Genomic DNA, 24,046 nt, shown 5'->3' with positions numbered 1-24,046 from the left:
TATTTAATCAGTGTAAATACTGATGACATAACATGCTGTTTTAACTTCAACTGATATTACTCATTTATACATTTATCTGAAAATAGATTAATTTATTTTTATATTACATTTTGAGTAAAAAATTATCACTATTAAACTGAGTTTTATATTCACCGTATAAATAGATTAAAACTATTGCATACCTCCTTATATTATTAGTATTATCAGCCGCATATTTAATTATCGTCTTTATTTTACGGATTATTCATGAATAAAATTTGTGTATTATTACTCTCCGCTGTGATGCTTTGCAGCGGCTGTGCGACTATCGTTGGTGAAAAGACTCAGCTTGTCCAAATTAATAGCCAACCTTCTGGCGCAGAGTTTTCAATCAAAGATGAAACCGGTCAGGAAATTACACGTGGTAACACCCCACAAAGTGTCATGCTGGCAAAATCAACCGGCCACTATTTTGGCGGTAAGACATATCAAATTACCTTCACAAAAGAAAATTTTCAATCTGTTACCCTGCCATTAGTCGCTAAAGCGAATGGATGGTATATCGGCGGGAATTTCGTCTTTGGTGGTTTAATTGGCTGGCTGGTCGTTGACCCTTTCAATGGCGGTATGTACACACTGCACCCAAAAGCAGCCAATGTGACACTACCTGCATCCAAGACACTATCAGACATCAAATAAGTCAAAATATGGCGATTTAAGTCGCCATATTCATTCCGGTTACTTATGAGGGTAATGAATAAGATTATGGATAACCACAACCTCATCACCTGAATTCGCGTAAGCATGGCTGCAATCAGCAGAAAAACGCATAGACTCACCGGATGAAACTTTATGCCATTCATCATTGATACGCAGATCTAACTCTCCATTAAGCACAATAACATGCTCTACGACACCGGACTCATGAGGAGTAGATTCACTTGAGGCTCCTGGCGCTAACTCTATTTTGAATAAATCGATGAAAAATTCATCATCAAAAGGAATGAGCGGTTTTACACTCATACCTGAATTATTTTGTTCAAAGCTTGGTAATTCATTAAACCGATGTAATGCAGGCTGTAGCTGAGGCTCTGTTCCTTCCAGAAAAGTAGAAAACACAACATTAAAACCTGTTGCAATTTTCCACAATGTAGACACTGTCGGACTTGACTGACCTCGTTCAATTTGCCCAAGCATTGCTTTACTGACGCCAGTCAGCTTAGCAGCCTGACTGAGACTCACTCCTCTTGAAGCTCTTAATAACTTAAACGTCTCGGCAATTTTAGATGTGATATCACTCATTGGTGCCTTCTCAAAGATAAATACATGATTGAATGCTATAACGGACGATGATATTCTCACCATCGTCTGCTATAACATCCGATAGGTGACACCCTATGCCTAAGCAATCATTTTTTAGGGATCTCTCCCCATCAACCCTCGTTACAGGTTTTGTTGCAGTATTAGTTGGTTATGCTAGTTCAGTTGCAATCATTCTCCAAGCAGTGACGACCATTGGTGTTGAACCATCACAAATTGGTGCCTGGTTAGGCATGCTTGGCGTCGGAATGGGGATCACAACAATTGGATTATCACTTTATTACCGCACACCCATTCTAACGGCTTGGTCAACACCGGGAATTGCACTCTTGGCAACACATTTCCCGCACACTTCAGTCAATGAAGCCATTGGCATTTTTGTCTTTGCATCAGCATTAATGCTGATATGCGGTGTCACCGGATTATTTACCAAGCTAATGAACTACATTCCGCACTCCATCGCAGCCGCAATGCTTGCCGGAATATTACTCCGTTTCGGCTTGGATGCTTTCTCAGTGCTGCAATCCAACTTTTGGCTGTGTGGCATCATGCTGCTTATTTACGTAATCTTTCGCCGTTATCTTCCATTATACGCAATAATCTCAACGCTTACGGCTGGGTTAATTATCTGTATTTTCAATGGAGATTTAAACTTAACAGGCAAAGACATCCTGTTTTCCATGCCTGAATTTGTCATGCCAAAATTTAACATCACGACACTGATTGGCGTAGGTATTCCATTTTTTATCGTCACCATGGCATCACAAAATGCACCGGGAATTGCAATCCTACAAGCTGCAGGATATCCACCCCGTACATCTCAATTACTTATCTGGACATCATTAGTGACAATCATACTGGCTCCTTTCGGGGGATTTAGTATCTGTATTGCAGCAATTACAGCGGCTATCTGTATGGGAGATGACGTCCATCCCGATCCAGATAAGCGATATATTGCCGCTATCAGTGCAGGATTTGTTTATTTACTGGCCGGGATTTTTGGTGGAGTCATTTTCTATCTATTTAGCAGTTTTCCAGCTTCATTAATAAAAATTCTAGCTGGATTAGCCTTATTAAGTACTTTCACCAACAGCCTAAGTCAGGCAATAAAGGATGAAAGCGCAAGAGATGCAGCAATTATCTGTTTTTTAATAACAGCATCTGGCGCAAATTTACTGGGTATCAGTTCAGCATTCTGGGGGCTGGTTGGCGGAATTATTACACACCAGATATTTAAAAAAAGACTCTGAGGTAGAGTAGCATTGAAATCTAAATGACTTAGTCCTCATATTTCTAAATATGCCAGATATTAATTTTACTATTTACATTTAGGCGTGACCCAACCTAAATATTAACTTTTATTTTTAATAAATAGCTGGATCTTATTATGTGATTCCAGCTCTTATTTCTAAAATCATCTTTTTTGTGATCTATCTCATGAAATGCAAATGATCATGGTTCTATCAAAACCACCATTTTATTTTTTGTATTATTATCAGTAGATTACAGATATAAACACCTTTTCCTTATGGATATTAATCGGTTCTATGCACTAATCATATCCGCTATATAAAGATATTGTTTTTCAACCGCAATCATTTTAATTTTTTACACTGCCATTGTCAGATGTCGTTTTTATTCCACTTGATTTTATTTGGCCTTTACCCATCCGTTATTTATTATTGCCTTCCATTTTTTATCACAGTTCCGCCGATATATTTGGATAACAGCAACCCTTCAATTTATAGAAAAATAACGGATTACATCCTTAATTGACGAATTTATCAAAGACAATTTGAGTTAAATTTAACTCTTGTGCCCGAATGTTATGGCCTGTGTTGTTATCAGGCAGGATGGCCTATTACATAACATTCCATCATCTCAGGGAGACAGAATAGATGTCAGTGAAAAAACACGCCACAACATTAAAGAAAGGAAAAGCGCTGTTGGGGCAAGGACAGCAAACTGCACAAATGGCAAAACAGGCCAAAAGCCTGTTGACCGGGACAGGCGGTAATACTGCAGCCGGTGCCGGTAGCCTCATCAGTGGTGGCAGCTTTGCCGGTGGCGCGGGACAAAAAGCCGGGATGGCAGCCCAGACTTCGATGGGTAACTCATCGGCAGGCAAGCTGTTACAGCAAGCCGGTCAGGTATTGGGATTACTGGGTGGCGCTGACCCCAGCGGCTTGTTATTCACCCTGACAGCAGGCGGATTGCCGGCACAGACCTTTGTGGTTACCGACTTCAGCCTGAACGAACACTTCTCGCATCCCTTTGCATTAGAAGTGGGGCTGGCGAGCGCCATTCCCGCCATTAGTTTCCCGCTGGTGCTTGACCGCACAGCAACACTGACCATTCTGCAAAACGGTATCGAACAGCGCAGCATCACCGGCATCGTCACCCGCTTTGAACAGGGCAACACCGGACTGCACCAAACCACCTACCGGATGAGTATCCGCCCTGACCTGTGGCGTACGACACTACGACAGAACTCGCGCATCTTCCAGCAGCTCAACATCGCCAACATCATCACGACAATTCTCAAAGAACACAGCATCCGCGATGTGGTATTCAACCTGCGTCACCCGCACCCGGAACGCGAATTCTGCGTACAGTATCAGGAAAGTGACTTCGATTTCCTGCAACGGCTGACGGCAGAAGAGGGCATTTTCTACTTCTTCGAATGCAGTAATGGGCGCAACACGCTGGTATTCGCTGACGACTGCGGCTCTGTGCCACCGGGCATACGCCTGCCCTATCAGCCCGGTGAGGCTAGTACGCTGGGTGAGCCCGCGCTCAGCAGCCTGACCAGCAGCGCTCAGGTCCGCCCGGCTCAGGTACAGCTTAAGGATTACACCTTCAAGAACCCGGCATGGCCAGCGGAATTTCAGCAACAGATGCGGGATGAAAACCTGCAACAGCTGTATTACGAGCACTACGACTATCCGGGCCGCTTTAAAGACGAGGCTCATGGCAAAGATTTTACCCGCTACCGACTGGAAGCTCTGCGCAGCGACGCAGAGACCGGGCAAGGCAGCGGCAACGCCATCGCCCTGCAACCGGGCAAACTGTTTATTCTCGATAACCATCCCCGGTTAGACCTGAATCAGTCGTGGCAGACCGTCTCCGCCAGCCACAGCGGCAGTCAACCGCAGGCACTGGAAACCACCAACTCAGGCTCTGGCACCACACTGAACAGTCATTTCACCTTCATCCGCCAAAACCAGAACTGGCGCCCGGCTCCACGACCCAAGCCGGTGATTGATGGTCCGCAAATCGCCAAAGTAGTCGGCCCGGCAGGGGAAGAAATCTTCTGTGACCAGTACGGTCGTGTGCGTCTGCAATTCCCGTGGGACAGATACGGTAAGAGCGACGACCAAAGCTCCTGCTGGATACGGGTTAGTCAGCCGTGGGCGGGTCAGGGCTGGGGCATGCTGGCTATTCCACGTATCGGGCAGGAAGTGGTGGTGGATTTCCTGCACGGCGACCCCGACCAGCCGATAGTCACCGGACGTACCTACCATGCCAGCAATATTCCACCGGGGAGCTTACCGGGCAGCAAAACTCAGATGGCTTTCCGCTCCAAAACCCACAAGGGACAAGGCTATAACGAACTGCTGTTTGAAGATGCCAAGGGCAGTGAGCGGCTGGATTTGCACGCACAGAAAGACATGAACACCAAAGTGCTCAATAACCGCGATACCCATGTACTGGCCAACCACAGCGAAACCGTGGAGAAAAACCAGACCATCAAGGTGAATGAGCACAAAAACGAAATGGTGAAAATGACCAGCACGGAAACCATCGGCATGGTCTACGCATTGACTGTCGGCACCAGCATGAATACCACCGTCGGTGCCAGCCAGACTGAGCAGGTCGGCAGCCATAAATCCATTGCGGTCGGCAATACCCTGTCCATTAATGCCGGTGATGTGATTGAGCTGAAATGTGGTGCCAGCGTCCTGCGGATGGACAACTCAGGCAAAATCACCATACAGGGCAGTGAATTCAAATTTGAGGCCAGTGGCCCGGTACAAATCACTGGTAAAGACATCGACCTGAACTAACAAGGACAGACTGAGATGGAATTTCGTAACCTCACCCCTTTTGCGGTGATGAACTACCAAATGTTCGATGTCGACGATACCGAGCATCACGTGGCGGTCATGAAAATTGGCTACCAGCTGATGCCCGCCGGACAGGGGGAATACGTCGCCGAACTGCTGCCCGCTCCACCGTTGTGTTTACAGGATGAATATCGCGGGCAGATGAATGCTTCTCAAGTATTGCAGGAGAGTGACCTTGCGCCGTCTAAACCGCGCTGTGATGTGATTGTTAATGGCACAGCCTATGCGCCGGATAACCGACCTTGCACTGAATTTCCCGTGCGGTTGCAGGTCAAAACCCAGCAGGGTCACCCCTTACTCGACAAAACCCTGACCGTCACCGGTGAGCGGGAGTTTATCCGTGATGCCAGCGGTAACTGGCAACTGACTGAGCCAAAAACCTTTACCACACTGCCGCTGGATTATCGCTACGCTTTCGGGGGTGAGTGCAAAATTCAGGCAGACGATAAAGCAAGCAAGCTGCTTAATGAACGTGATTGTCTGACACCGGAGCAGCGTGAGCAACACCCGGACGGGAAAAATGCGCCTGTTGCTCACGCAGTCTGTGAAACCAATCCGCTGGGCTCGGGATTTATCACCCCGTGGTACGCCAGTGCCAAAAAGCTCATCCGCTACCCTGCCCCGCGTATCATCCAGTCAGATGCCCCTTTCACTGCCGAGCATTTTACAGCGCAACTGGCTGGCACGTTACCGCCTGATACTTCCGCCTGCCAATCACAGGGCATGGGGTTTATCGGTCGCCCGTGGTTGCCCCGCCGCCAGCTTGCCGGGACTTACGATGCCGACTGGCTGGAGCATCGCCATCCTTACCTGCCGAAAGATTTTGACTTCGGTTACTGGAACGGCGCACCGGCTGACCAACAAATCGACTGGCCGGACACGGATATCGCCATCACGCTAAGTGGCCTGACGCCCCACAGTGACCTGCATGTCAAACTGCCCGGACATCGTCCGTTCATTTTGTTGCGCATGCAAAACGGGATTCTGTTACCTGTGCCGATGCGCCTCGATACGTTAATTATCGACAGCGAGGCCAGAACACTGCATCTAACCTGCCGACTGAATTTTAAAGCCTCCCTGCCTGTACGGGTCGCCGAAGCCCGGTTTGAAATCAACCCGGATGCCCCCTTGCTGAAAATGGCACCATTGGAAGAGGAGAAAACGGATGGCTGATAATTACATCGCCCGTACTGCAGGCACCTGGATGATTATCGGTATGCTGCCGGACGTGTGTAAAACCCCGATAGGACCTGCCACCCCCCCCATCCCTTATCCGGTGGTGGCGAAACTGGCGGACAGTTCAGCACCGGAAAAAACCGTGCGGGCCAATGGCATGCCGGTCGTGGTGTTTGCCCGCAGTTTTGTACCCACCACACTCGGTGACCAGCCGGGCGTGGCAAATGGCGTTAAGAGTGGCACCGTTGGTGGCAAATGTCATCCATTAGAGCACACCCGCACGGTACGCGCCGGTAACAAGCTGGTGCTACGTCACGGGGATAAATTCTGGATGAATGGGGCATAAGGAAGGAACCATGTCAGATATAAAAGTCGTCACACCGAAGAGCGACGCTGTTAGAGCCGAAGAATATTGTAAAGAATTTAACATTCGCACACAGGCTGAGGCTGAGCAAGCGCTAAACAATAGCGATACATTATACCGACAAAGCTCTATTTTTTATGGTGATTACGGAGACGATCCGGAATTAGACGTTTACTACGATCAGTTAGAGGCTGATTTTAGAGCTCAGCATTTTAAGAAAACAGCTCAAGATACCGTTGAAAAATTCAAAAGTGGTGAATTTCCAAAGAAAGAATGGGATGAAGATAAGGAGGAAGAAGACAGCCACCCCAAGCCCAATGCTGCGTTGCCTCAAAAACCACGAGATGACAGCCCCACAGGAACAGGAAACACCACCGGAATAATTACTGCGCAGGCAGCTCCGGCATCAGGATCTGCGGCAGAAGCCAACCTTATCCCCAAAGCCGAAACACCGGAAGAACAAAATTGGCAGACAAAAGCGTGGGAAGCCATGGTGGAAGCCAAAAATGATGTCGTTGATTGGACGAAAGAAAAGGCGATTAATCATATTGAAGGGTTAAAGCATCCGGTTGAACGGGCTAAAGGGCATGTCAAAGGTGCCTATAATATCGTGGTTAACACAGCAGAATCCTATATCCAAGGCGCTTATTTTGAAAGTGCCAAAGACTCAGAGGATTCAGCCCGATGGCTTGAAATATATGGCGAAACTGAAAAAGCGAAGACGGTACGTGAAGTCGCAGAACTTCAGAAAAAGCAAAGTGGGGAATTTAATCTGAACGACTGGAAAGCTAAGGCCAGCAACCAAGCACAAGAAGCAGGAATATTTGACGTTGAAGTTGCCGAGGTGATTGGTTTACCTTCTGGAAAAAACCGCGTTATCCAAAAGGGTGTGAATGAATTAGCTTCTGCGGCGAACAAAGTTGAAAAAAAACTGCTTACCGAGGAAGTCAAAATCATAGAAGGTGCGAAAATCGAAGGCCAACCGCCGAAAACTGTTACTCCCTCACACAATAAACCCCAAAACGCTAAAGAAGACCACGTTGAGAACAAATCTACCGACAAAGACGGTAGCTGTAATGGCACCTGTAGCGTAAACGGCGAACCTGTCGATATGGCCACCGGTGACTTCCTGCAAGTCTGGCCGGTTATCGCCATTTCTGGGCTGTTACCCATCACCCTGACCCGCACCTATCGTTCCACCGCTAAGTACGGTGGCCTGTTTGGCCCGAAATGGGCGGATGACTGGTCACGTCAGTTGATGCTGACCACTGGAAAAGTGAATTTCTCCGATGCTGATGGCGTGATTTATGATTACAACACACCAGAAAATCAGGTACTCGCCCGTAATCAGCATATTCCTCATTACATATTAACCGGGGAATTAACGGGTGAGCTACAACTGACCGATCGCCAGTCCCAGCTTACCTACCACTTCAATCATGCCGTCGGATCTATCCGTAAATTATCCGCGATCACCGATCGTCGCCAAAATGCGATCCAATTTATCTACGATAAACAGTCGCAACTCATTGAAGTCACACGTACCGATGGTTTCCGGCTGATTCTAGGTTATCAGGATCAACAACTCCAAACACTGGATTATCTTGAACAGAAAAAACAGCAGCGATTGGTCACTTGTCACTATGGTCCACAAGGCTATCTGAGCGAATGCGAAGCTTTCCAGCATAACCATCTGTGGCATGAATATGATGCACAGGGGCGGATGATCCGCTGGCGCGATACCGATCAAACCGATGTTACCCTTACTTACGATGATCGTGGACGAGTGCTCACAACCTCCACCACCAGTGGCTACTGGAACGACCGTTTCCGCTATGACGATAACGCCCGTATCACCACGTATATTGATGCGGAGGGCGGTGAAACCCAACATCACTACGATAACAACTGTCTGGTGATCCGCGAAGTTGACCCGTTGGGGCGCATTACCCGCCGCCAGTGGCACCACAGCCAAATTGTCTGGGAAGCTGATCCATCAGGCGCTATCACCACCTTTGATTACAATCCTGACGGTGCATTGACCGAAGTAAAGCTGCCGACCGGCGACACCTTTTATTACGGTTATGACGAACACGGGCAACTGACTGAAAGTATCCTGCCAACAGGCGAACGCTGGCAATTTCACTATGATGAGCAGGGCAACCTAACAGCACTGACTAATCCGCTTGGACATAAAGAAGAATACCAATACGGCCTCCACGGTGAATTACGCCAACGCCTGCTGCCGGATGGTCGTCAGTGGCATTACGCCTACGACGAACAGCAGCGACTGGCCGCAGTGATGACGCCGGATGGTCAAACCACCGGCCTACAATTGGATGAGCTCGGCCGTCTGCGTCAACTCACTGATGCCCTTAAACAACAGACCCACTACCGCTATAGCGATGACCATGCCAGCTTGAATGGCAGCCTGACCGAAGTAGAACTTCCAGATGGCACCTCGCAGCAACTCACTTATGACAGTGAACGGCGCGTGGTGGCAGTAACTGATGGCGAAGGCCGTACCACACGCTACACTTATGGCGCGTTTGACCTGCTTAATCAGGTGACCCGCCCCGATGGTACGGTATTACGATTTGGTTATGACCGTCTGACCCGATTGAATTCTGTCACCGCCTCCACCGGTGAAACCTATCGCTATGAGCGGGATGCCGCCGGGCAAATTATCCGAGAAACTGATTTCACCGGGCGTACCATTACTTATCAGTACGATAAGTTGGGCCGCCGTATTCAGTCACAATATCCGGATGGTCAACAATTACGTTGGCACTACTCTGCTGCCGGTTCACTGATAAAACAGGAAAGCTGGCAACCGGAAGATGGCCGGTTAGTGCTTAAAGCCACCACGACTTATGCATACAACAAACGGTATCAATTGGTGAAAGCCACTAACGCCGATGCTACCGTCGAGTATGAGTATGATAAAACCACCGGTTTGCCAATCTGCGAACGCATCAATGGTCGGGAAATTACCCGTGAGTGGGATAGCCTGACCGGGCGTCCGGTCAGCGAAAGTGTGGATGGCAATACCCTGCATTTCGGTTATAACCTGTCAGGAAGTCTGAATCACTTTCAGCTTAACCAGCATGCACCACTGACCTTCCAGCATGATGCACTGGGGCGGGAAACGGTGCGCGAAAGTGCCAACGGTTTTATCCTTGCCAGTCGCTACACCGCAACCGGCCTGCTGGCACATCAATCGGCAGGACAGGCCACGCAATTTTTCAGGGAAACTCTGGCACAAAACGACCCGCACTTCCCGCCACAAGCGACAGCCATCAACCGAAGCTGGCAATACGACCGAGCCCATAATGTTCGGGTGATTGACGACAGCCGCTGGGGGCAAACCCGCTACCGTTACAATACTAACGACCAGATACTACACACCCTGTTCGAGGGTGCGCGTCCGCATGAAGAGCAATTCAGCTATGATGCCAACGGAAACCTAAGCCAACATATCCCGACCGATGCGCTGGGGGCAATGGCACAAATCAAGCAACGCCAGCAAGCCGGACGCGTGGTACAACAAGGAGATATTCGTTATCGTTATGATGACAATGGGCGTTTGGTAGAAAAAACCGAACAACATGATGGATTCCGTCCGCAAATCTGGCGTTATTGTTGGGATACCCAGAATCAGCTCACCCACTGCGAAACGCCAGATGGCTCACGCTGGCAGTATAAATATGACCCTTTTGGCAGGCGTCTCCAAAAACTAAAAGTGCATGATGGTAAACTGGCAGCGGCTAATTTACAATTGTGGCTGGCAGGCAAACCGGATTTAGCACCGAGAGCCGATACTATCATAGGGCAGGATTACCTATGGAGCGGTGATCAACTTATTGAAGAAACACCGATTTACGCTGATGGTACTCTAGCGGAAAGTCAACGTATTCGCTGGTTATATGAACCCGGTTCATTAACGCCATCAGCACGCTTTGAAAAATGCAAGCTACACTATATTGTCAGTGACCATCAAGGTACGCCGCGCGAGATGCTCAATGAAGAAGGCCAGCTTATATGGGCGCAGCGGCTAAGAACATGGGGGCAAGTAGATCGCTTTCAGGTTATCGCCTCCAATAACCCAGATTATCATGTAAACTGTAATCTACGGTTTATGGGCCAGTATGAGGATGAGGAAAGCGGGTTATACTATAATCGTTTCCGGTATTATTCGCCGCAGACGGGGCAATATATCTCGCCAGACCCCATCGGGCTGCTGGGCGGATTTAATCCTTACGGCTATGTGAATAATCCGGTCAATTTTGTTGACCCTTTCGGGCTGGAAAAATGTCCTACTTTACCTAATGGTCAAACAGTTGCAGAGTTTGAAAAAGGCCTTGTTCGCTTACCTGTACAAGAAAGAGTTCCGGTAGTAAGAGAAATGGCAGAAAGTGTAGCCAAAGAAAACAACTGGAAAAGAGCCAAAAACATCGAGAAATTAAATAAAGGAAGAATAATATATCAGGATAATAAATATTATTATTCTGTTGATACACAACATGGCCGATTTGAAAAAGTTGCTCAAAAACGAGGAAATCATTTAGGTGAAGTAGATATGAAATTAAATGATATCCCTAATAGTATTGATAAAAGTGGCGGACATGATTTAAAGGTAAAATAATTATGATAAAACTTGTTGATTATAAATCTGACAGTATATCTAGAGGATGTGTATTCAGATTCCCTGCTGTCTGGCCATATGAAGATTTTGTGGATCTTTTAGTGGTGAATATTCCCGATGACTATTCTCGTCATGGACTTGTTGTATCTACTGGGCATAAAGCAGGATTATTATTAATTCAATTACCCAATGAGAGTGAACATATAGATAAAGTAGCTTTAAAGAAAGAATGGGTAATATGTAATTGGAGTAAGTGGATTTATCCAGAATGTGATGTGAATGATGTATATATTATGGAACATTATTCACCTCCATTAGCAATTAACTAAATAAATACCGGAAAGATCCCTGTGATCTTCCGGCTTTATTTTTTAAGAGCAGTTCATTACCTGCCCTTAGCGGCTTTTGTAGTCGCCTATCAGTTCCCGCATTCGCGGCTTAATTTCACTGAGCTATTTTTGCTAATGCTGGTTTTGTTGTTTGATTAACTATTAATCTTTACTCCGAATTGCCAATATTTAAATCATGCTAATGTTTTATTAAACAATGCGAAACTATGCATTCAATTGTAATAGTAAACATAAAAACAAGTGAGATTAGTTGATGAATAAAGATGAATACATTCAATTAGTAACGAATTTTTCCTGTATTTTAAGGAAAAGAGGTTTTTCAATTATTGGTTGTGATGATAATCAATTTAATGTATTAGAAAAAAAATATGGAAAATTACCAGAGTTTTATAAAATATATTTAAAATTCATGGGAGTAGATGCGGGTGATTTCAAAGCAGGAACATCAATATGTTATGCTGAGCTAGATGAAATTAATGAGGAGACTTTGGCTCTTATGCATCAATACAACATAGCACCACCTGCAGATATGTTTGCTTTCTTGATGCACCAAGGATATACATCATTATTATTTACAGATAGAAATAATGAAGATTCTGAAATATATTGTTATACAGAATGTCAAGAAGTAATTGACATAGAAAAAACATTCAGTGCATGTATTGAAGCCGAAATTAACGAATACTTGTCATAGCTAAGTAGCTTGAAAAACAGCCGGAAAGATCCGAATGACCTCCCGGCTTTTTATCATCACCCCACCTGATAATCCTCATTCGTCCTCACATTAGTTCAATACTGTACTGATGGAGTTTGGTGCGGCTAAAACTACATGTGAAAATTGCCAAGTCACTGTATTTAGCATTAATGTAACTAATGGTTAGTATGAATAATTAATTGAATTAGCAGAAAGTTATACTGCATTCTCTAAAGAAATATGAGTAGAATGTAGAAGACTTCCAGATAAAATAACCAAATGTTGGCAATGGTATGACATCAATGAATGAAGATATAGCTAAAAATATAGTATTTGATAAATTATTAGGTGAAAATTCTATACCTGTAAGGCTAAGAACAAAGAGTTCTTTTTCTATGAATGAAATAGAGACACTTTATCACGCTTTAGATTTTTTAATTGATTTCTATCACGAGAAAACAGAAATACCTAAGAAACTAGCTCTTGCTTTCGTGGATGTGTATGGTGCATTTTCGTTTAGAGAGGGGATGTATTATGAAAAAATGCTAAATGAAATTGAAGATATAGGAATCGAGCTACAGGATAAAGCTACTCAGCTCCTATCTTAATTTTATTAATACGTGCCTATATTCACCTCAACTATTGAAGAAGAATATCAATCTTATTTAGGATAGAGTACTCAGGTTGATTCTATGAATATGTAATAGTTCTTAATTATCCGGGAGTATAAATAATGAACATGAGAAGTTTAAATAATATATTACCCTTGCCTATCCATCCAAATGAGAATGGTCAGGATAAAAAATGGCCACTGATAGATGATCTACATTCTTTCCCTAAAGATTATAAGGATTTTATCACTCTATATGGTACAGGCAGAGTTGCCGATTTCATCACTATTTTTAACCCATTTAGCGAAGATGATGATCTGAATTTTTTCATGCAGAAGGAATGGATTATTGAGGATTTTACTTCTCTTGTTGAATCTGATCCAGATTACTATCCGTTTATTTTTCATCCTAATAATAACGGATTACTTCCTATAGGCATTACTGAAAATGGTGATTATATCTTTTGGGTTGCATCATCAGATAATTGTGAGCTATGGAGTGTAGCCATTATTGCTGCAAGGGCACCAGAAGTTGAATATAGGCAAGAAAACTTCACTGATTTTTTAGAAGGTATTTTATCCAAAAATCTCAAGTGCATGTCATTTCCTGATAGTTTTCCACCTAATAATATAGAATTTATTACCATTTAAAAATAAGCTGGAAAGATTCCTTAATCTTACAACCTTATTCTTTTAATAGCAGGTTCACTCCCTGCTTTTAGTTAGCAGTTTTTATAGTCACCAATCAAGTCTTCTATCCTTAGCTTAATTTCACTGAATGATCCTTGCTGGCGTTGGTACTACTACCAGATAATTTGGGTGTCATCGCAGCCAGTGTTTTAGCTTTATCATTTTGTAGCATATATTCCATAGTGTTTATAGGTTACAGTATTTAAAATTTCAATTGATATGGAAAAAAAATGAAGGAACGAAGAACTGAAATTAAAGTGATAATGAACAGCAAAAAAGAAAATGCAAAATTATCTCTAATTTCTACTGCAAAAAGAGAGTGTTTTTTGAGAATTTCTATTACCGATATCTACCAAGGAGAATTTTCTGGTTTAGATTTTTTTGCTTGCTTTGCCAAACTAAGAAAAGAATTGAAAGATGTTATTTTCCTTTGCAAAGGAGCAAAAATAAATGTCTATCCATCTGGTATGGCTAGAGATATGGCTTTAGGTATGGCCGCTTATGAGCATACTTTAGGAAAAGAAGCAACTCGTGAGGATTTAGTCGGCACTTTTGACTTTGAAGATAAAGATGTTGCGGTTTCTCCTGATGAACAGAGGAAATGCTTTCATCAATGGATAGAATCAGTGAAAAAAACCAGATAATAAATTGGTATTTAAAGCCGTAAAAATTCCTTACTTTTTCGGGTTTTCTTATTCTTATCGTGATGAATATTCGATAATTAATAATTTTATTTACATTAAAATTAAGGTAATAGAATGAAAAGTAATACACAAGTAGTCGATTTATTGATATCACATAACCAAATTCAGGTTCGCTCAAGACCATTTGATGAAAAGCTATGTCAGTGGGGAGGTGAAAACATAAAACAAGGAGCTATTCTCCACAAAGATTATGTTGTATTCGATCCTTTACCAGATGACGCTTTTGGCACGAATATACACTTAACTTTGGAAGAAAATTTTAATATGGACCCTCTGGTTCAGCGGTGTATGGTTGTTCCTTTTTATGTTACAGATAAAAATAAACTGGAGATAGCGTCAGCTACTGAAAAATTTAAGATTGATTTAGACCTTAAAGAAACGCTTTATAGCTTATACTATGAAGTATGTGAAGGAGATGAAGTTTTTTATAAATTAACTTTTGTCCCATCTGAAATTAAGGTTGATACTAAATATATGTTAGATGACCCGTGGGGAGGAGAAAAAAACAAACCTCTTCAAGAAGGAAAAGTCTAAGTAATATCACGTTAATTTTTAAATTGATAAGCTTATTTAGCATAGGTTACAAGTCGTGTTAAAAGTAGTTTCTGTTTTTTTACTTTATCACGACTTGATTTATTATTAGACAACTGTTCACTCTAAATAATATTAAATATAACACTCCGTATTTATATATTTAATTTTAACAAATTATATAATGTTACATGGATGTTGAATTTTAATTAAAAATGAAAATTCAGTGCAGAATGTCGGATAATTGACAGTTTTTAGTGTAAAAAAGAGAGTTGCTTAAGTTCCAGTGAAATGCAGTTTCAAACCCAGTGCTTTTGATATTTTGTATACCGTATTAAACGATGGATTACCTTCGCCGGATAACGCCTTATATATACCCTCTCGGCTTATTCCTGATTCTTTAGAAAGTTGGCTGATATTTTTTATTCTGGCAATGTTGCCTAACGCCTTAAATAAATATTTTGTATCGTTTTCTTCGATTGCGGCATTTAAGTATGCCTGAATATCTTCTTCTGTTTCTAAAAACTCCACAACATCGAATTTTTTTGGCGCTGTTTTCATTTTAAAATCCCCATTCTTTCGCAAGTTGTTTGGCTTTCTTTATATCTGCCTGCTAGCTGCTTTTATCTCCACCACAGAGCAATAATATGATTTTATTATTTTTATTAGCAAAGTAGACACGATAGCCTTGCCCGTAATCTATTCTGAGTTCCGAAACCCCCACCTCCCACAGGTTCAACATCACCAAAATTGCCCTCTTCCATTCTTTCAACTCGGATTAAGATCTTGGCTTTGGCTATCCGGTCTTTTAAGGATTTGAACCATTTTTCAAAATATTGAGTCCTTTCAATGGTTATCATGCTCACCTCTAAAGCGAATATCATTATTGTATATAAACAATACGATGTGTCAACCATAGTTAACACATAAATACAATCAGCAAATTAAAATGTCTTACACGATTCAGGCAGGTCAGACTCTGTCATCAACATAATTTTGCCGTAACCGAAAGCAACTTGAACAGGTTTATCCAACAAACCGGTTTCGGTTAACCAATCGCCCGCCAGATACAGTTCGCCACTATCACGCACCCAATCAATGCCCTGCTTCGGATCATTTTCCACAGCGCGGAACAGGGCTGCTGGATCATCGTCCGGCTTCGCCAATGTCAATATCAATCCGTTGTGATATTGCTGGATATCAAACAAAGTATTGGGCGTAAATCCCATCTGCTGCATATCATCACCACGTAATACACATTCCGGTTTTTCAGCGTTTTCAGTAGAAAATCTAAGCTCCATAGATTCCTTCTTTGTTGATTCATAAAATAAAATGCGAGCGGCTTCGTAAAAGAAAATTTTTGCCATTTTAAGTGCAAAGCACAGCTTACGCAGTCGCGTTCAATACTGTGTTTTAGTTGATAAAACATAGCATTATGCGTTTATTTCGGCAGCTTTTTATTTAATTTTCCGGGGAATTGCCGTAGCCAGTGTGCCACGGCGATATCATCCCATTCGCCTTCATTTAGGCTTTTTAAGCAGTGCCACAGTTCATGAAAATTCTGAGTCGTGATGATCAGACAACCGGGCATTACTCTGATTTTTAAAGGATCATTGATGGAAAATCCAGCTTCCAGCAACCATTTTCCGCTTAAATTGATGGCAGGGATCGAGCGGTTCATCCCATTGGGGCGGTAAACCACTTTCTGATAACGTTCCGGTTGGGAAATTTTGTAAATGCGAGTGCCTGCAGTAGAATGCGTGTCAGCCATAATAACTAATCCTGTAGTTGTTGTGGTTAGCGGTTTTAGCGTGTTTCCAGCACGTTAAAACCGCGTTTAAATTTTCACCGCCACTCTATCCCCCGCCCAAATAACATGCCACTGACAAAAATGACCTTTACAAAGCGGCTCGCAAAATAACGACAACAAATGTATTCCATTTCTATTGACTATCGGCTCGGAATAGCTGCCTTATACCGGGCATCAAAGAGTGGTAAAACCAACAGCCGTATAACCCGCCACCATTTGGGAAAATGGCAAAGCGAACAAACTTTGCACTATTATTCATAATGTAGTAATGTACCTATATAGTGAATTTAAGTAGGAGCTACAACCATGACTATTACAACGCTCTCCAGCCGGGAGCTGAATCAGGATGTGACCCGTGCGAAGAAAGCAACCAAAAACGGCCCGGTATTCATCACCGATCGCGGCAAGCCTGCGCATGTGCTGTTGAGCATCGAAGAATACCGTCTGCTGACAAAGCAGCATCGCAACATTGCCGATTCGCTGGCGATGCCGGGCGTTGCAGACATTGAGTTTGAACCCCAGCCCGTGACTATCGGCACTCGTCCGGCTGATTTCTCATGATGTATGTACTTGATACCAATGTCGTGTCCGAGCTACGCAAAATTCGGGCTGGGAAGGCTGATCCTAACGTAGCGGCATGGGCTGAAAAAGTTGATGCCGCCGATCTCTTTGTCTCCGCCATCACCATTATGGAATTAGAACTTGGCATTTTATTGATTGAGCGTAAGGATGCCACACAGGGGACGATACTGCGGGCGTGGCTGGAACAACATGTCTTACCGGAGTTCTCTGAACGAACCTTGCCTGTCGATACAGCCGTAGCACAACGCTGCGCCCGATTGCACGTACCAGACAGATGCAGCGAGCGTGATGCGCTGATTGCAGCAACAGCACTTGTGCATGGTATGACGATAGTCACGCGTAATGTAGCCGATTTTCAAGCCTCAGGAGTAACAATCCTCAATCCGTGGGAATCGAGTCTATAATGGTGGCCAGAAACTATTTGTTAGCGGATTATCGTGTGCGTTGCTGAAGATCTTTCAGCATGTTATGCAATTTCTCAATGGCCTGCGCATTTTCCGCAGCCGATTGCTTGTAACGCGCATCGACTCTGGCCTGTTCAGCAAGTTGTTCCTGTAAGCTCCGACCGGTTTTTGCATCCAGAAAATGAGCCCGACTGGCCTCCACTATCCAGCGGGTATCGGTGGAGGCGTGACCACTGACCAGCGACGTCCACGCTGAAGCATGACCTGATTTATCCACCAGCCGTGCCCGAAAGTAAAATTTCTCCCCCGCTGCCAGCCCTTGCAACGTGTAGGTGCGCTGCGGATAGGCAATATCAGCGAACTGCAACGTGTCATCCTCTTCTCCACTTTTGTTGTAGCAAATTTCCGTTTTCAGCAGGACATTTGTTGACTTGACAAAAGCCCAATCCAACCGAATACCAAAAAGTAGCGGCGTGGTTTGGAGAAACTGCGGTTCCGATGGCGGCCTTGTGTGTCTTTCCAGCAGGGTATCCCGTGTGGTCGTCCAAATACTGGAGATTGCCGCGGCATTCATCGCCCTGACTCGCGCCTGATAGCGTCCTTCATCGACGTTCGGTACCTCAAGACGCCGGGCGGTTGTCTGGGGTGCCGTTATCCAGTTGCCATTGTCTTTACGCCATTCGACGTCATAGGCCACGGCACTGTCGGCGGCATCCCATGTGATTTGCAACGTGGTGGTGATAATGCCCTGATTAATCGAATAATCACTGTCGATGCGGATATTTTTCGGGGCCGGCTGAACACGGGGTGGAAGAGTAGCCACGGGGCGTTCGTCAATACGGGTGTTCCTGTCGATAAGCGCATACTTGTCTGGGTTATGCTCAACTGCCGTAATCTCAAACGAGACACCGTCTTCCCCTGCTTTGATACCCATCACTCGGAAAGGGTGTTCCACGCTATAGCTGGATTCAATGGACCAGACGGCCCCCGCCTCCGGGAGATCTGAATAAGCATAGCCACCGCTACTCACGGAAACGTCCTGTCCGTTGATTGCGGTAATGAGATCCTTTCCTGTTTTACCGGAGGGTAGGTTGACGACCAACCAGTCCCCCGATTTTGCTGATGGCACCCGATCCAACGTGAGCATATATCGCCTCGTCACAGCCTGAATACGCCCGCTCATTCCCGGCCCTGACAGCAGGTTATCCGACACGCCGATAAGGTAACCCGGCAGAGGAATGTGCCCCTCCAGTCCGACGGTGAAGGTGACGGTTCGGTCATGTTCGTTGGTATGCAGCACCCATTTTCCACGCCGGATGGCTTCACTCTGGCGGGTACAACCGATGGCGGTAATGTCAGCCTGTCGAATACCATAGCGGCGTATCAGGCGATGTTCAAACACCGGCTCAATCGCATCCTGATAGCCGTTCTTCGGATCAGACCAACTCACCATCGCCGTAGAATAATGGGTTTTCTCGCTGGCACTGGCATAGGTGAATTTTCCATCACGCACATTGGCCCCCGTAAAGAGATAATCCCTGTCACGGGGCATATCCGCCAGCACGTTCATGTTATTATTGGCCCAGAACGTCATCCCCCGGAAGATCCCCGCAATATCACGTAACACCGCCCAGGCATCTTCCTGTGACTGAATATACACATTGCAGGTAAAACGGGGTTCTTCGCCACCTTCACCATCCGACACCATCTGATCACAATATTGCGCGATGGTGTACAGATCCCATTTTGCCAGCGTCAGGTTTTCCTCTTTCACCCGGGTGCCGATACTGAATCGGTCATTGATCATCAGGTCATACAGCACCCAGGCCGGATTGTCGCTCCATGCCCATTTGAAGGTGCCGTCCCAACTGCCATAATAGCGGCGGCTATCCGGGTTATAATTGGCGGGCACTCGGATAATGCGCATCTTCGGTTCACAGGTGATTTGCGGGATATTGCGGAACTGTTTGGCATCAAACTGAACAAATAACAGGGCTGTTTCCGGGTAGCTTAATTTGGCATCAATCACCTCAGTAATAGCTTCCACCATCATGGCATCCGCGATCCGGTTACTGTTCTGTTTGGGTGTCAGCCGCCGAAGGCGCACCTGCCAGCCCGAATAAGCAGCGGGTAAATCCACCCGGTGGGAACGTTCGTATTTGGTGGTGGTTTTGCCGTCTACAGCCGTTTTCAGGATTTCCTTGAAAGCGCCGCCATCAGTAGCAAGATCAATGGCATAGTCAATGCGATAGCCCACCGTGTCCCCGTTATCCTTTTGCCTCTGCAACTGGGGCCACGATAACCGCAGGCGAACAGCTGACAATTGGGTATTGGTGACCGTCGTGACCCACGAATTGACCAGTTCAGCACTCACCGTTCGGGCATTTTCAATCGCCGGCATCCCGGGGATATACGCCTGATGGGGCGTGCCGGGACGAAATTCCCATTTAACGCCTTCAAAATTAGGTTTGCCGTCAGCACCAACAAGAGGTGTGTTATCCAGAAAAATCCGCTGACCATTCAGTTCTCCCGCAAATTCACCTTCACCGAGGGCAAGGAGGATCTTGGTATAGGCCGTGGATTGCAGGGAGTCCGGCGCTTCCACCGGCGTGCGCGGCTGCTGTCTGCCGCCTTTATTACCCTGAATAGGTTGCTTTTCCATACCTCATCCTCAGCGCGTTATTGTTGGTCTTCAGCATAGATACCCGCTGAAATGATGGCACCGCCGATACGGCGTCTGCCGTAACCAATGGGCACGGGATTGCCCTGCGCAACCGTATTCACCGGTCCCCCGAACGCATAGGAGGGCTTGTTGTCGGGATCTTCGCGCCGGGCCAGTCCGCCCGGCATCGGTGAGAGCATCTGCACCACGCCACCCAGCATCATGCCCACCCCGGACATGACCATCGGCGCACCAAACGGCGTTGCCCACAAGAACGCGCCGGCCACCACCATGACTGCGCCCAGAATAGTCTGAAAGACACCGGCATTTTTACTGCCGATAATAATGGGAGCAATGCGGATATCGTCCTGCCCGGAAAACACCAGTTCTTCCCGGCTGATATTGCGTTTTCCGTTAAACACGGCAAAGGTCAGCCCCTGCTCTTTGGCAGTCAGCAGAAAGCGTTCAAATCCTTTCATCCGCACGGATAATGCCCGGATCGCTTCCTGCGGGGTAGAGACAGCCAGATTATGTACCCGACCGAAGCGGGTACCGAGCACACCGTATAATCGAATAGTTCTTAGGTTATTCATGCAGTTACTCCAATAAAAAACCCGCCGAAGCGGGTGACAAATGGTGCTCTATTTCATTAAAAAGCAGTTGGATAAATACCGTAATCACCACTTGAACCATATCCGATCCGATATATCAATGTCCTACCTTCTGTAACTTTACCTTCCTGCTCGCTCATACCACCAACACATATCCCTTCTGGTTGTGCGCTAAAAATATGACTACCTATCTCGGGATATATTTCTATTTTCTGTTTTGGTTCTAAGCGGGCAATTTCTTTCCCATCAACATAAATTCGGGATGAACAGGGGCTTCCTAAAAGACCTGAATCTCTTTTGATTATAACCTTGCCTGTTCCTTCTTTTTTGACCAATAAATCATGCTGTATTATCTGCTTTTCTGGCACTAGTTTTGCTGCTTCATTGGAAATTGGAGTGGTTGCGCAGCCTACGAGATTAAAAATCATTGCCACTACAGCTATTTTTTTCATACTAATCAATCCTTGTAATTAAAACATCTTAAGATTATCCATAATAGGCTAATTAATCATAAAACTTTTATACCTCAATACGATTATTGTGCGTTCCTGCCAGTAGCCATGATAGGGTTCTCGCTTACTGAGCTGCCCGTACAGGTGGTGCAACATCAGGCCATCACCCAGATAAACCCCGGCATGGTTAGGTTCATTCGCCTGTACCTGCATAATGATCACATCCCCTGCCTGTAATTCACCGCGACAGGCGACAAAGCCGGCAGCGGCATACTGTTTCATATACAGATTTTCGCCCCGAGTCCACCAGCCATCGGTACGGTCAAAATCAGGGAGTTCAAGCGTACGTTCCAGTTTGTACCAATCACGCACGATGGCATAACAATCCCAAATGCCGTGTACAAACGGGCGTCCTACTAAGGGCTTAATGCCGGACAGGGGCATCAGGGTACGAATATCCCCTTCCGGCCATGAAACAATCACCCATGGCGTTTGTGACAGATCACACTGGGCGATATCCAACGGGCTCGGCAGTGTCGTCGCATCGGGGTGACTGTGAACAATGGCAATAATCTCGCCCTGATCTTCGGCAGCCGCGTAATCCTCCGGGTGAATACAGAACTGTTCAGTGGGTGACGAGGCGGTATTGCGACTGGGAAGATAACGCTGTCGGCGGTGCTGCTGAATAATTACCCCGCAACACTCATTCGGGTAGGCAGCTTGGGCATGTGCCATCATGGCACGGGTGGTCGCTTTTCTCAGTATTGTCATGGTTAGCGCCTCAGCAATGCCGAGCCGGGAAACCCGCCAAAGGGCAATTGCGCTGTATCTCCAAAACGTTTTTTACAGTCACTCATTAACCCTCCACAGGCATCCGAGGCCGGATCATTGGTCGGTTTGCCCCGTTCAGTAAAATAACGGGTGCCGGTATAGCCACACGGTGACTGGCGATACTGTCCGCGAATGCACCATGTACACAGGCTGTGAATTTGCCGGGTCGGAATTTTAATTCCCTGTAAATCGGCAGGAGAAGAGAGCGAAAACTGGATGCTTTCGTTATCTTCCTGCGTTTTGCTGTCGATGTAGAAAACATCGATTTTTTCCTGTTTCGGATCGGCTTGCGGGTTGCCATCAGGGAAATTACGCGCATCCAGATAATGGGCAAAGGTCATGCGGATCGTGACACGCGCCTGCACCATGTTTTGATACGCCAGACACAATGCACTGAGCGTGCCGTCCAGATTGGCCACATTGAGAGTCGGCGTTACCGCCCTTCCATCACTGGTCACTTCCAGCCCTTCGATACTGACGGGCCACGGTTTATATTCTACACCCTGCCACCAAAGCGATTTCACCGGTAAGTTCCCGCTATTTTCCAGCTCAGCCTCGGTATACGGGATAGGATGATGGTGAAAGTACAAGACAGGTCCGCCAAATACCGAACCATCGACAGTCAATAAGACAATTTTACTTCCCGGCTCAAGCCGCTGAAGTGTTGCATTCAGGGTCATGATGAGATCTCTTACGGATGATAGATACGGGTGAAGGTCACAGAGAGCGTGAAATAAGCGCCATTAGCCTGAACAGTGAATTTTCCGGCCTGATACAATCCCGGTTCAGAGAGCGGATTACGCCATTTAAATGCGCGCCAGCCCTGATGCTCACGCAAAAAAGCGATAATCGGCTGGATATCAGACAACGTCCCGACAAAAGACACCGGCCAATTTTCGCGCTGCGCGTTGATCCCATTGCCGGAGGTCTGCTGATAACCATCACCGAATTGAACAGTACGTACAACCGGCTCAAACTCGCCACTCGCGCCCACCCTGACAGGAAAATCAAAGGTTTTTATCATTATCGTCCTCCTTTAATCGCCGCGCTGAGTTCACCACCCTGACTCAGACTTTTATGCAGTAAAAATTTGAAGCGCTGATCAACAAATTTCGCAATATCCTGACCCGCAGACTCGGCACCACGGGATGTTTTCGTGTCATGCGTCCCCTCGGCATGGATAACAATATGAACGGAATTAAAGGTTTGGTGGCCCGTACTGCCGGTGGCCTGAACCCCCAGCTTACCGTCAGCACCGCGTTTTAAGGGCAAGATCGCTTCCGGGCCGGCTTCCCCCATCACTCCGCCCCCTTTGGCGAACGCAAACAGCGTCGGTTGACTGACCACCTGCCCGCTGTACTGACTTAAATCCGTCGATTGATAAACGCCGCCTTTCGCATTCATGATGGGACTCTTCCAGACATCCGGCGTTATGGTGGTGCCAGAGCCCACCGAAGACAGGCTACCCCCCGCCGAAGACAATGCGCTGGCCCCCATGCTACCC

The 24,046-nt window shown here is 45.9% G+C and carries 24 protein-coding genes and 2 pseudogenes; 14 read left to right on the top strand and 12 right to left on the bottom strand.

Features of this window, described 5'->3' with window-relative positions:
- Positions 1-246: 246 nt before the first annotated feature.
- A complete protein-coding gene (locus tag AACX38_RS16780) occupies positions 247-678 on the top strand; it encodes a hypothetical protein (protein WP_099122414.1) in 432 nt (143 codons plus the stop codon).
- A 39-nt stretch (positions 679-717) separates the two neighbouring features.
- On the opposite strand, the gene AACX38_RS16775 is transcribed toward AACX38_RS16780, so the two are convergent.
- Positions 718-1,281, bottom strand: a complete 564-nt coding sequence (locus AACX38_RS16775; protein ID WP_228865020.1) for a helix-turn-helix domain-containing protein — start codon at positions 1,279-1,281, stop codon at positions 718-720.
- Between the two features lie 95 nt (positions 1,282-1,376).
- Between AACX38_RS16775 and AACX38_RS16770 the strand changes: the two genes are divergently transcribed.
- The 11 genes from AACX38_RS16770 (at position 1,377) to comJ (ending at position 15,193) form a co-directional block, all read left to right on the top strand.
- Entirely contained in the window at positions 1,377-2,549 is a 1,173-nt protein-coding gene (locus AACX38_RS16770) for a benzoate/H(+) symporter BenE family transporter (RefSeq protein ID WP_228865019.1), read from the top strand.
- Positions 2,550-3,197: 648 nt separating this feature from the next.
- Positions 3,198-5,366 carry a type VI secretion system Vgr family protein gene (tssI, locus tag AACX38_RS16765; protein WP_228865018.1) on the top strand — a complete coding sequence of 723 codons (2,169 nt, stop codon included), beginning with the start codon at positions 3,198-3,200 and terminating at the stop codon, positions 5,364-5,366.
- Positions 5,367-5,381: 15 nt separating this feature from the next.
- Positions 5,382-6,599: a DUF2169 family type VI secretion system accessory protein gene (locus AACX38_RS16760; protein ID WP_228865017.1), complete on the top strand. Its 1,218-nt coding sequence runs from the start codon at positions 5,382-5,384 to the stop codon at positions 6,597-6,599.
- Positions 6,592-6,948 carry a DUF4150 domain-containing protein gene (locus AACX38_RS16755; RefSeq protein ID WP_099111914.1) on the top strand — a complete coding sequence of 119 codons (357 nt, stop codon included), beginning with the start codon at positions 6,592-6,594 and terminating at the stop codon, positions 6,946-6,948. The genes AACX38_RS16760 and AACX38_RS16755 overlap by 8 nt, the downstream gene beginning before the upstream one ends.
- 10 nt (positions 6,949-6,958) lie before the next feature.
- Positions 6,959-11,611, top strand: a complete 4,653-nt coding sequence (locus tag AACX38_RS16750; protein WP_228865015.1) for an RHS repeat-associated core domain-containing protein — start codon at positions 6,959-6,961, stop codon at positions 11,609-11,611.
- Between the two features lie 2 nt (positions 11,612-11,613).
- A complete protein-coding gene (gene imm45 / locus AACX38_RS16745) occupies positions 11,614-11,940 on the top strand; it encodes an Imm45 family immunity protein (RefSeq protein WP_228865014.1) in 327 nt (108 codons plus the stop codon).
- Between the two features lie 274 nt (positions 11,941-12,214).
- Positions 12,215-12,655, top strand: coding sequence for a hypothetical protein (locus AACX38_RS16740; protein ID WP_228865013.1), 441 nt, complete (start codon positions 12,215-12,217; stop codon positions 12,653-12,655).
- Between the two features lie 302 nt (positions 12,656-12,957).
- On the top strand, positions 12,958-13,263 hold the full coding sequence (locus tag AACX38_RS16735) for a hypothetical protein (protein ID WP_228865012.1): 306 nt from the start codon (positions 12,958-12,960) through the stop codon (positions 13,261-13,263).
- Between the two features lie 125 nt (positions 13,264-13,388).
- Positions 13,389-13,916 (top strand): SMI1/KNR4 family protein, encoded by a 528-nt coding sequence (locus AACX38_RS16730; RefSeq protein ID WP_099122406.1) that lies wholly within the window; start codon positions 13,389-13,391, stop codon positions 13,914-13,916.
- A 269-nt stretch (positions 13,917-14,185) separates the two neighbouring features.
- On the top strand, positions 14,186-14,599 hold the full coding sequence (locus tag AACX38_RS16725) for a hypothetical protein (RefSeq protein WP_228865011.1): 414 nt from the start codon (positions 14,186-14,188) through the stop codon (positions 14,597-14,599).
- A 114-nt stretch (positions 14,600-14,713) separates the two neighbouring features.
- Positions 14,714-15,193, top strand: coding sequence for a competence protein ComJ (comJ, locus tag AACX38_RS16720; protein WP_228865010.1), 480 nt, complete (start codon positions 14,714-14,716; stop codon positions 15,191-15,193).
- Positions 15,194-15,466: 273 nt separating this feature from the next.
- On the opposite strand, the gene AACX38_RS16715 is transcribed toward comJ, so the two are convergent.
- The 4 genes and pseudogenes from AACX38_RS16715 to AACX38_RS16700 all read right to left on the bottom strand — a co-directional run bounded on the left by AACX38_RS16715 (position 15,467) and on the right by AACX38_RS16700 (position 16,961).
- On the bottom strand, positions 15,467-15,751 hold the full coding sequence (locus AACX38_RS16715; RefSeq protein WP_228865009.1) for an addiction module antidote protein: 285 nt from the start codon (positions 15,749-15,751) through the stop codon (positions 15,467-15,469).
- Positions 15,752-15,803: 52 nt separating this feature from the next.
- Positions 15,804-16,050 (bottom strand): annotated as a pseudogene (locus tag AACX38_RS16710) (type II toxin-antitoxin system RelE/ParE family toxin).
- Positions 16,051-16,134: 84 nt separating this feature from the next.
- Positions 16,135-16,491, bottom strand: coding sequence for a SymE family type I addiction module toxin (locus tag AACX38_RS16705; protein ID WP_228865008.1), 357 nt, complete (start codon positions 16,489-16,491; stop codon positions 16,135-16,137).
- Positions 16,492-16,631: 140 nt separating this feature from the next.
- The gene (locus AACX38_RS16700; protein ID WP_228865007.1) at positions 16,632-16,961 is read right to left on the bottom strand and encodes a SymE family type I addiction module toxin; all 330 of its coding nucleotides are present in this window, start codon (positions 16,959-16,961) and stop codon (positions 16,632-16,634) included.
- A 345-nt stretch (positions 16,962-17,306) separates the two neighbouring features.
- Here AACX38_RS16700 and AACX38_RS16695 point away from each other — a divergent pair, with 345 nt between their 5' ends.
- Entirely contained in the window at positions 17,307-17,561 is a 255-nt protein-coding gene (locus AACX38_RS16695) for a type II toxin-antitoxin system Phd/YefM family antitoxin (protein ID WP_099111885.1), read from the top strand.
- A complete protein-coding gene (locus tag AACX38_RS16690) occupies positions 17,561-17,986 on the top strand; it encodes a type II toxin-antitoxin system VapC family toxin (RefSeq protein ID WP_228865021.1) in 426 nt (141 codons plus the stop codon). The genes AACX38_RS16695 and AACX38_RS16690 overlap by 1 nt, the downstream gene beginning before the upstream one ends.
- A gap of 28 nt (positions 17,987-18,014) precedes the next feature.
- Here AACX38_RS16690 and AACX38_RS16685 read toward each other — a convergent pair whose 3' ends face one another.
- The 7 genes and pseudogenes from AACX38_RS16685 to AACX38_RS16655 form a co-directional block, all read right to left on the bottom strand.
- Entirely contained in the window at positions 18,015-20,648 is a 2,634-nt protein-coding gene (locus tag AACX38_RS16685) for a host specificity protein J (protein ID WP_228865006.1), read from the bottom strand.
- A gap of 17 nt (positions 20,649-20,665) precedes the next feature.
- Positions 20,666-21,241 carry a tail assembly protein gene (locus AACX38_RS16680; RefSeq protein ID WP_228865005.1) on the bottom strand — a complete coding sequence of 192 codons (576 nt, stop codon included), beginning with the start codon at positions 21,239-21,241 and terminating at the stop codon, positions 20,666-20,668.
- A gap of 56 nt (positions 21,242-21,297) precedes the next feature.
- On the bottom strand, positions 21,298-21,711 hold the full coding sequence (locus tag AACX38_RS16675) for a hypothetical protein (RefSeq protein WP_099122398.1): 414 nt from the start codon (positions 21,709-21,711) through the stop codon (positions 21,298-21,300).
- 48 nt (positions 21,712-21,759) lie between these two features.
- On the bottom strand, positions 21,760-22,482 hold the full coding sequence (locus AACX38_RS16670; RefSeq protein WP_228865004.1) for a C40 family peptidase: 723 nt from the start codon (positions 22,480-22,482) through the stop codon (positions 21,760-21,762).
- 2 nt (positions 22,483-22,484) lie between these two features.
- Positions 22,485-23,222: a phage minor tail protein L gene (locus AACX38_RS16665; protein WP_228865003.1), complete on the bottom strand. Its 738-nt coding sequence runs from the start codon at positions 23,220-23,222 to the stop codon at positions 22,485-22,487.
- A gap of 11 nt (positions 23,223-23,233) precedes the next feature.
- A complete protein-coding gene (locus AACX38_RS16660; protein ID WP_228865002.1) occupies positions 23,234-23,566 on the bottom strand; it encodes a phage tail protein in 333 nt (110 codons plus the stop codon).
- Positions 23,566-24,046, bottom strand: a pseudogene (locus tag AACX38_RS16655) (phage tail tape measure protein); the annotation flags it as partial. The pseudogene AACX38_RS16655 and the gene AACX38_RS16660, both read right to left, overlap by 1 nt.

Source organism: Xenorhabdus sp. PB30.3, assembly GCF_963895965.1.
GTDB lineage: Bacteria > Pseudomonadota > Gammaproteobacteria > Enterobacterales > Enterobacteriaceae > Xenorhabdus > Xenorhabdus stockiae.
The sequence above is the reverse complement of the archived record's forward strand: the minus strand, read 5'-3'. Positions and strand labels throughout refer to the sequence as shown.

Excerpts from the sequence above, each read along its gene's own strand:
- AACX38_RS16780 (WP_099122414.1), top strand. The coding sequence starts at position 247 with ATGAATAAAATTTGTGTATTATTACTCTCCGCTGTGATGCTTTGCAGC.
- AACX38_RS16775 (WP_228865020.1), bottom strand. The coding sequence starts at position 1,281 with ATGAGTGATATCACATCTAAAATTGCCGAGACGTTTAAGTTATTAAGA.
- AACX38_RS16770 (WP_228865019.1), top strand. The coding sequence starts at position 1,377 with ATGCCTAAGCAATCATTTTTTAGGGATCTCTCCCCATCAACCCTCGTT.
- tssI (WP_228865018.1), top strand. The coding sequence starts at position 3,198 with ATGTCAGTGAAAAAACACGCCACAACATTAAAGAAAGGAAAAGCGCTG.
- AACX38_RS16760 (WP_228865017.1), top strand. The coding sequence starts at position 5,382 with ATGGAATTTCGTAACCTCACCCCTTTTGCGGTGATGAACTACCAAATG.
- AACX38_RS16755 (WP_099111914.1), top strand. The coding sequence starts at position 6,592 with ATGGCTGATAATTACATCGCCCGTACTGCAGGCACCTGGATGATTATC.
- AACX38_RS16750 (WP_228865015.1), top strand. The coding sequence starts at position 6,959 with ATGTCAGATATAAAAGTCGTCACACCGAAGAGCGACGCTGTTAGAGCC.
- imm45 (WP_228865014.1), top strand. The coding sequence starts at position 11,614 with ATGATAAAACTTGTTGATTATAAATCTGACAGTATATCTAGAGGATGT.
- AACX38_RS16740 (WP_228865013.1), top strand. The coding sequence starts at position 12,215 with ATGAATAAAGATGAATACATTCAATTAGTAACGAATTTTTCCTGTATT.
- AACX38_RS16735 (WP_228865012.1), top strand. The coding sequence starts at position 12,958 with ATGAATGAAGATATAGCTAAAAATATAGTATTTGATAAATTATTAGGT.
- AACX38_RS16730 (WP_099122406.1), top strand. The coding sequence starts at position 13,389 with ATGAACATGAGAAGTTTAAATAATATATTACCCTTGCCTATCCATCCA.
- AACX38_RS16725 (WP_228865011.1), top strand. The coding sequence starts at position 14,186 with ATGAAGGAACGAAGAACTGAAATTAAAGTGATAATGAACAGCAAAAAA.
- comJ (WP_228865010.1), top strand. The coding sequence starts at position 14,714 with ATGAAAAGTAATACACAAGTAGTCGATTTATTGATATCACATAACCAA.
- AACX38_RS16715 (WP_228865009.1), bottom strand. The coding sequence starts at position 15,751 with ATGAAAACAGCGCCAAAAAAATTCGATGTTGTGGAGTTTTTAGAAACA.
- AACX38_RS16705 (WP_228865008.1), bottom strand. The coding sequence starts at position 16,491 with ATGGAGCTTAGATTTTCTACTGAAAACGCTGAAAAACCGGAATGTGTA.
- AACX38_RS16700 (WP_228865007.1), bottom strand. The coding sequence starts at position 16,961 with ATGGCTGACACGCATTCTACTGCAGGCACTCGCATTTACAAAATTTCC.
- AACX38_RS16695 (WP_099111885.1), top strand. The coding sequence starts at position 17,307 with ATGACTATTACAACGCTCTCCAGCCGGGAGCTGAATCAGGATGTGACC.
- AACX38_RS16690 (WP_228865021.1), top strand. The coding sequence starts at position 17,561 with ATGTATGTACTTGATACCAATGTCGTGTCCGAGCTACGCAAAATTCGG.
- AACX38_RS16685 (WP_228865006.1), bottom strand. The coding sequence starts at position 20,648 with ATGGAAAAGCAACCTATTCAGGGTAATAAAGGCGGCAGACAGCAGCCG.
- AACX38_RS16680 (WP_228865005.1), bottom strand. The coding sequence starts at position 21,241 with ATGAATAACCTAAGAACTATTCGATTATACGGTGTGCTCGGTACCCGC.
- AACX38_RS16675 (WP_099122398.1), bottom strand. The coding sequence starts at position 21,711 with ATGAAAAAAATAGCTGTAGTGGCAATGATTTTTAATCTCGTAGGCTGC.
- AACX38_RS16670 (WP_228865004.1), bottom strand. The coding sequence starts at position 22,482 with ATGACAATACTGAGAAAAGCGACCACCCGTGCCATGATGGCACATGCC.
- AACX38_RS16665 (WP_228865003.1), bottom strand. The coding sequence starts at position 23,222 with ATGACCCTGAATGCAACACTTCAGCGGCTTGAGCCGGGAAGTAAAATT.
- AACX38_RS16660 (WP_228865002.1), bottom strand. The coding sequence starts at position 23,566 with ATGATAAAAACCTTTGATTTTCCTGTCAGGGTGGGCGCGAGTGGCGAG.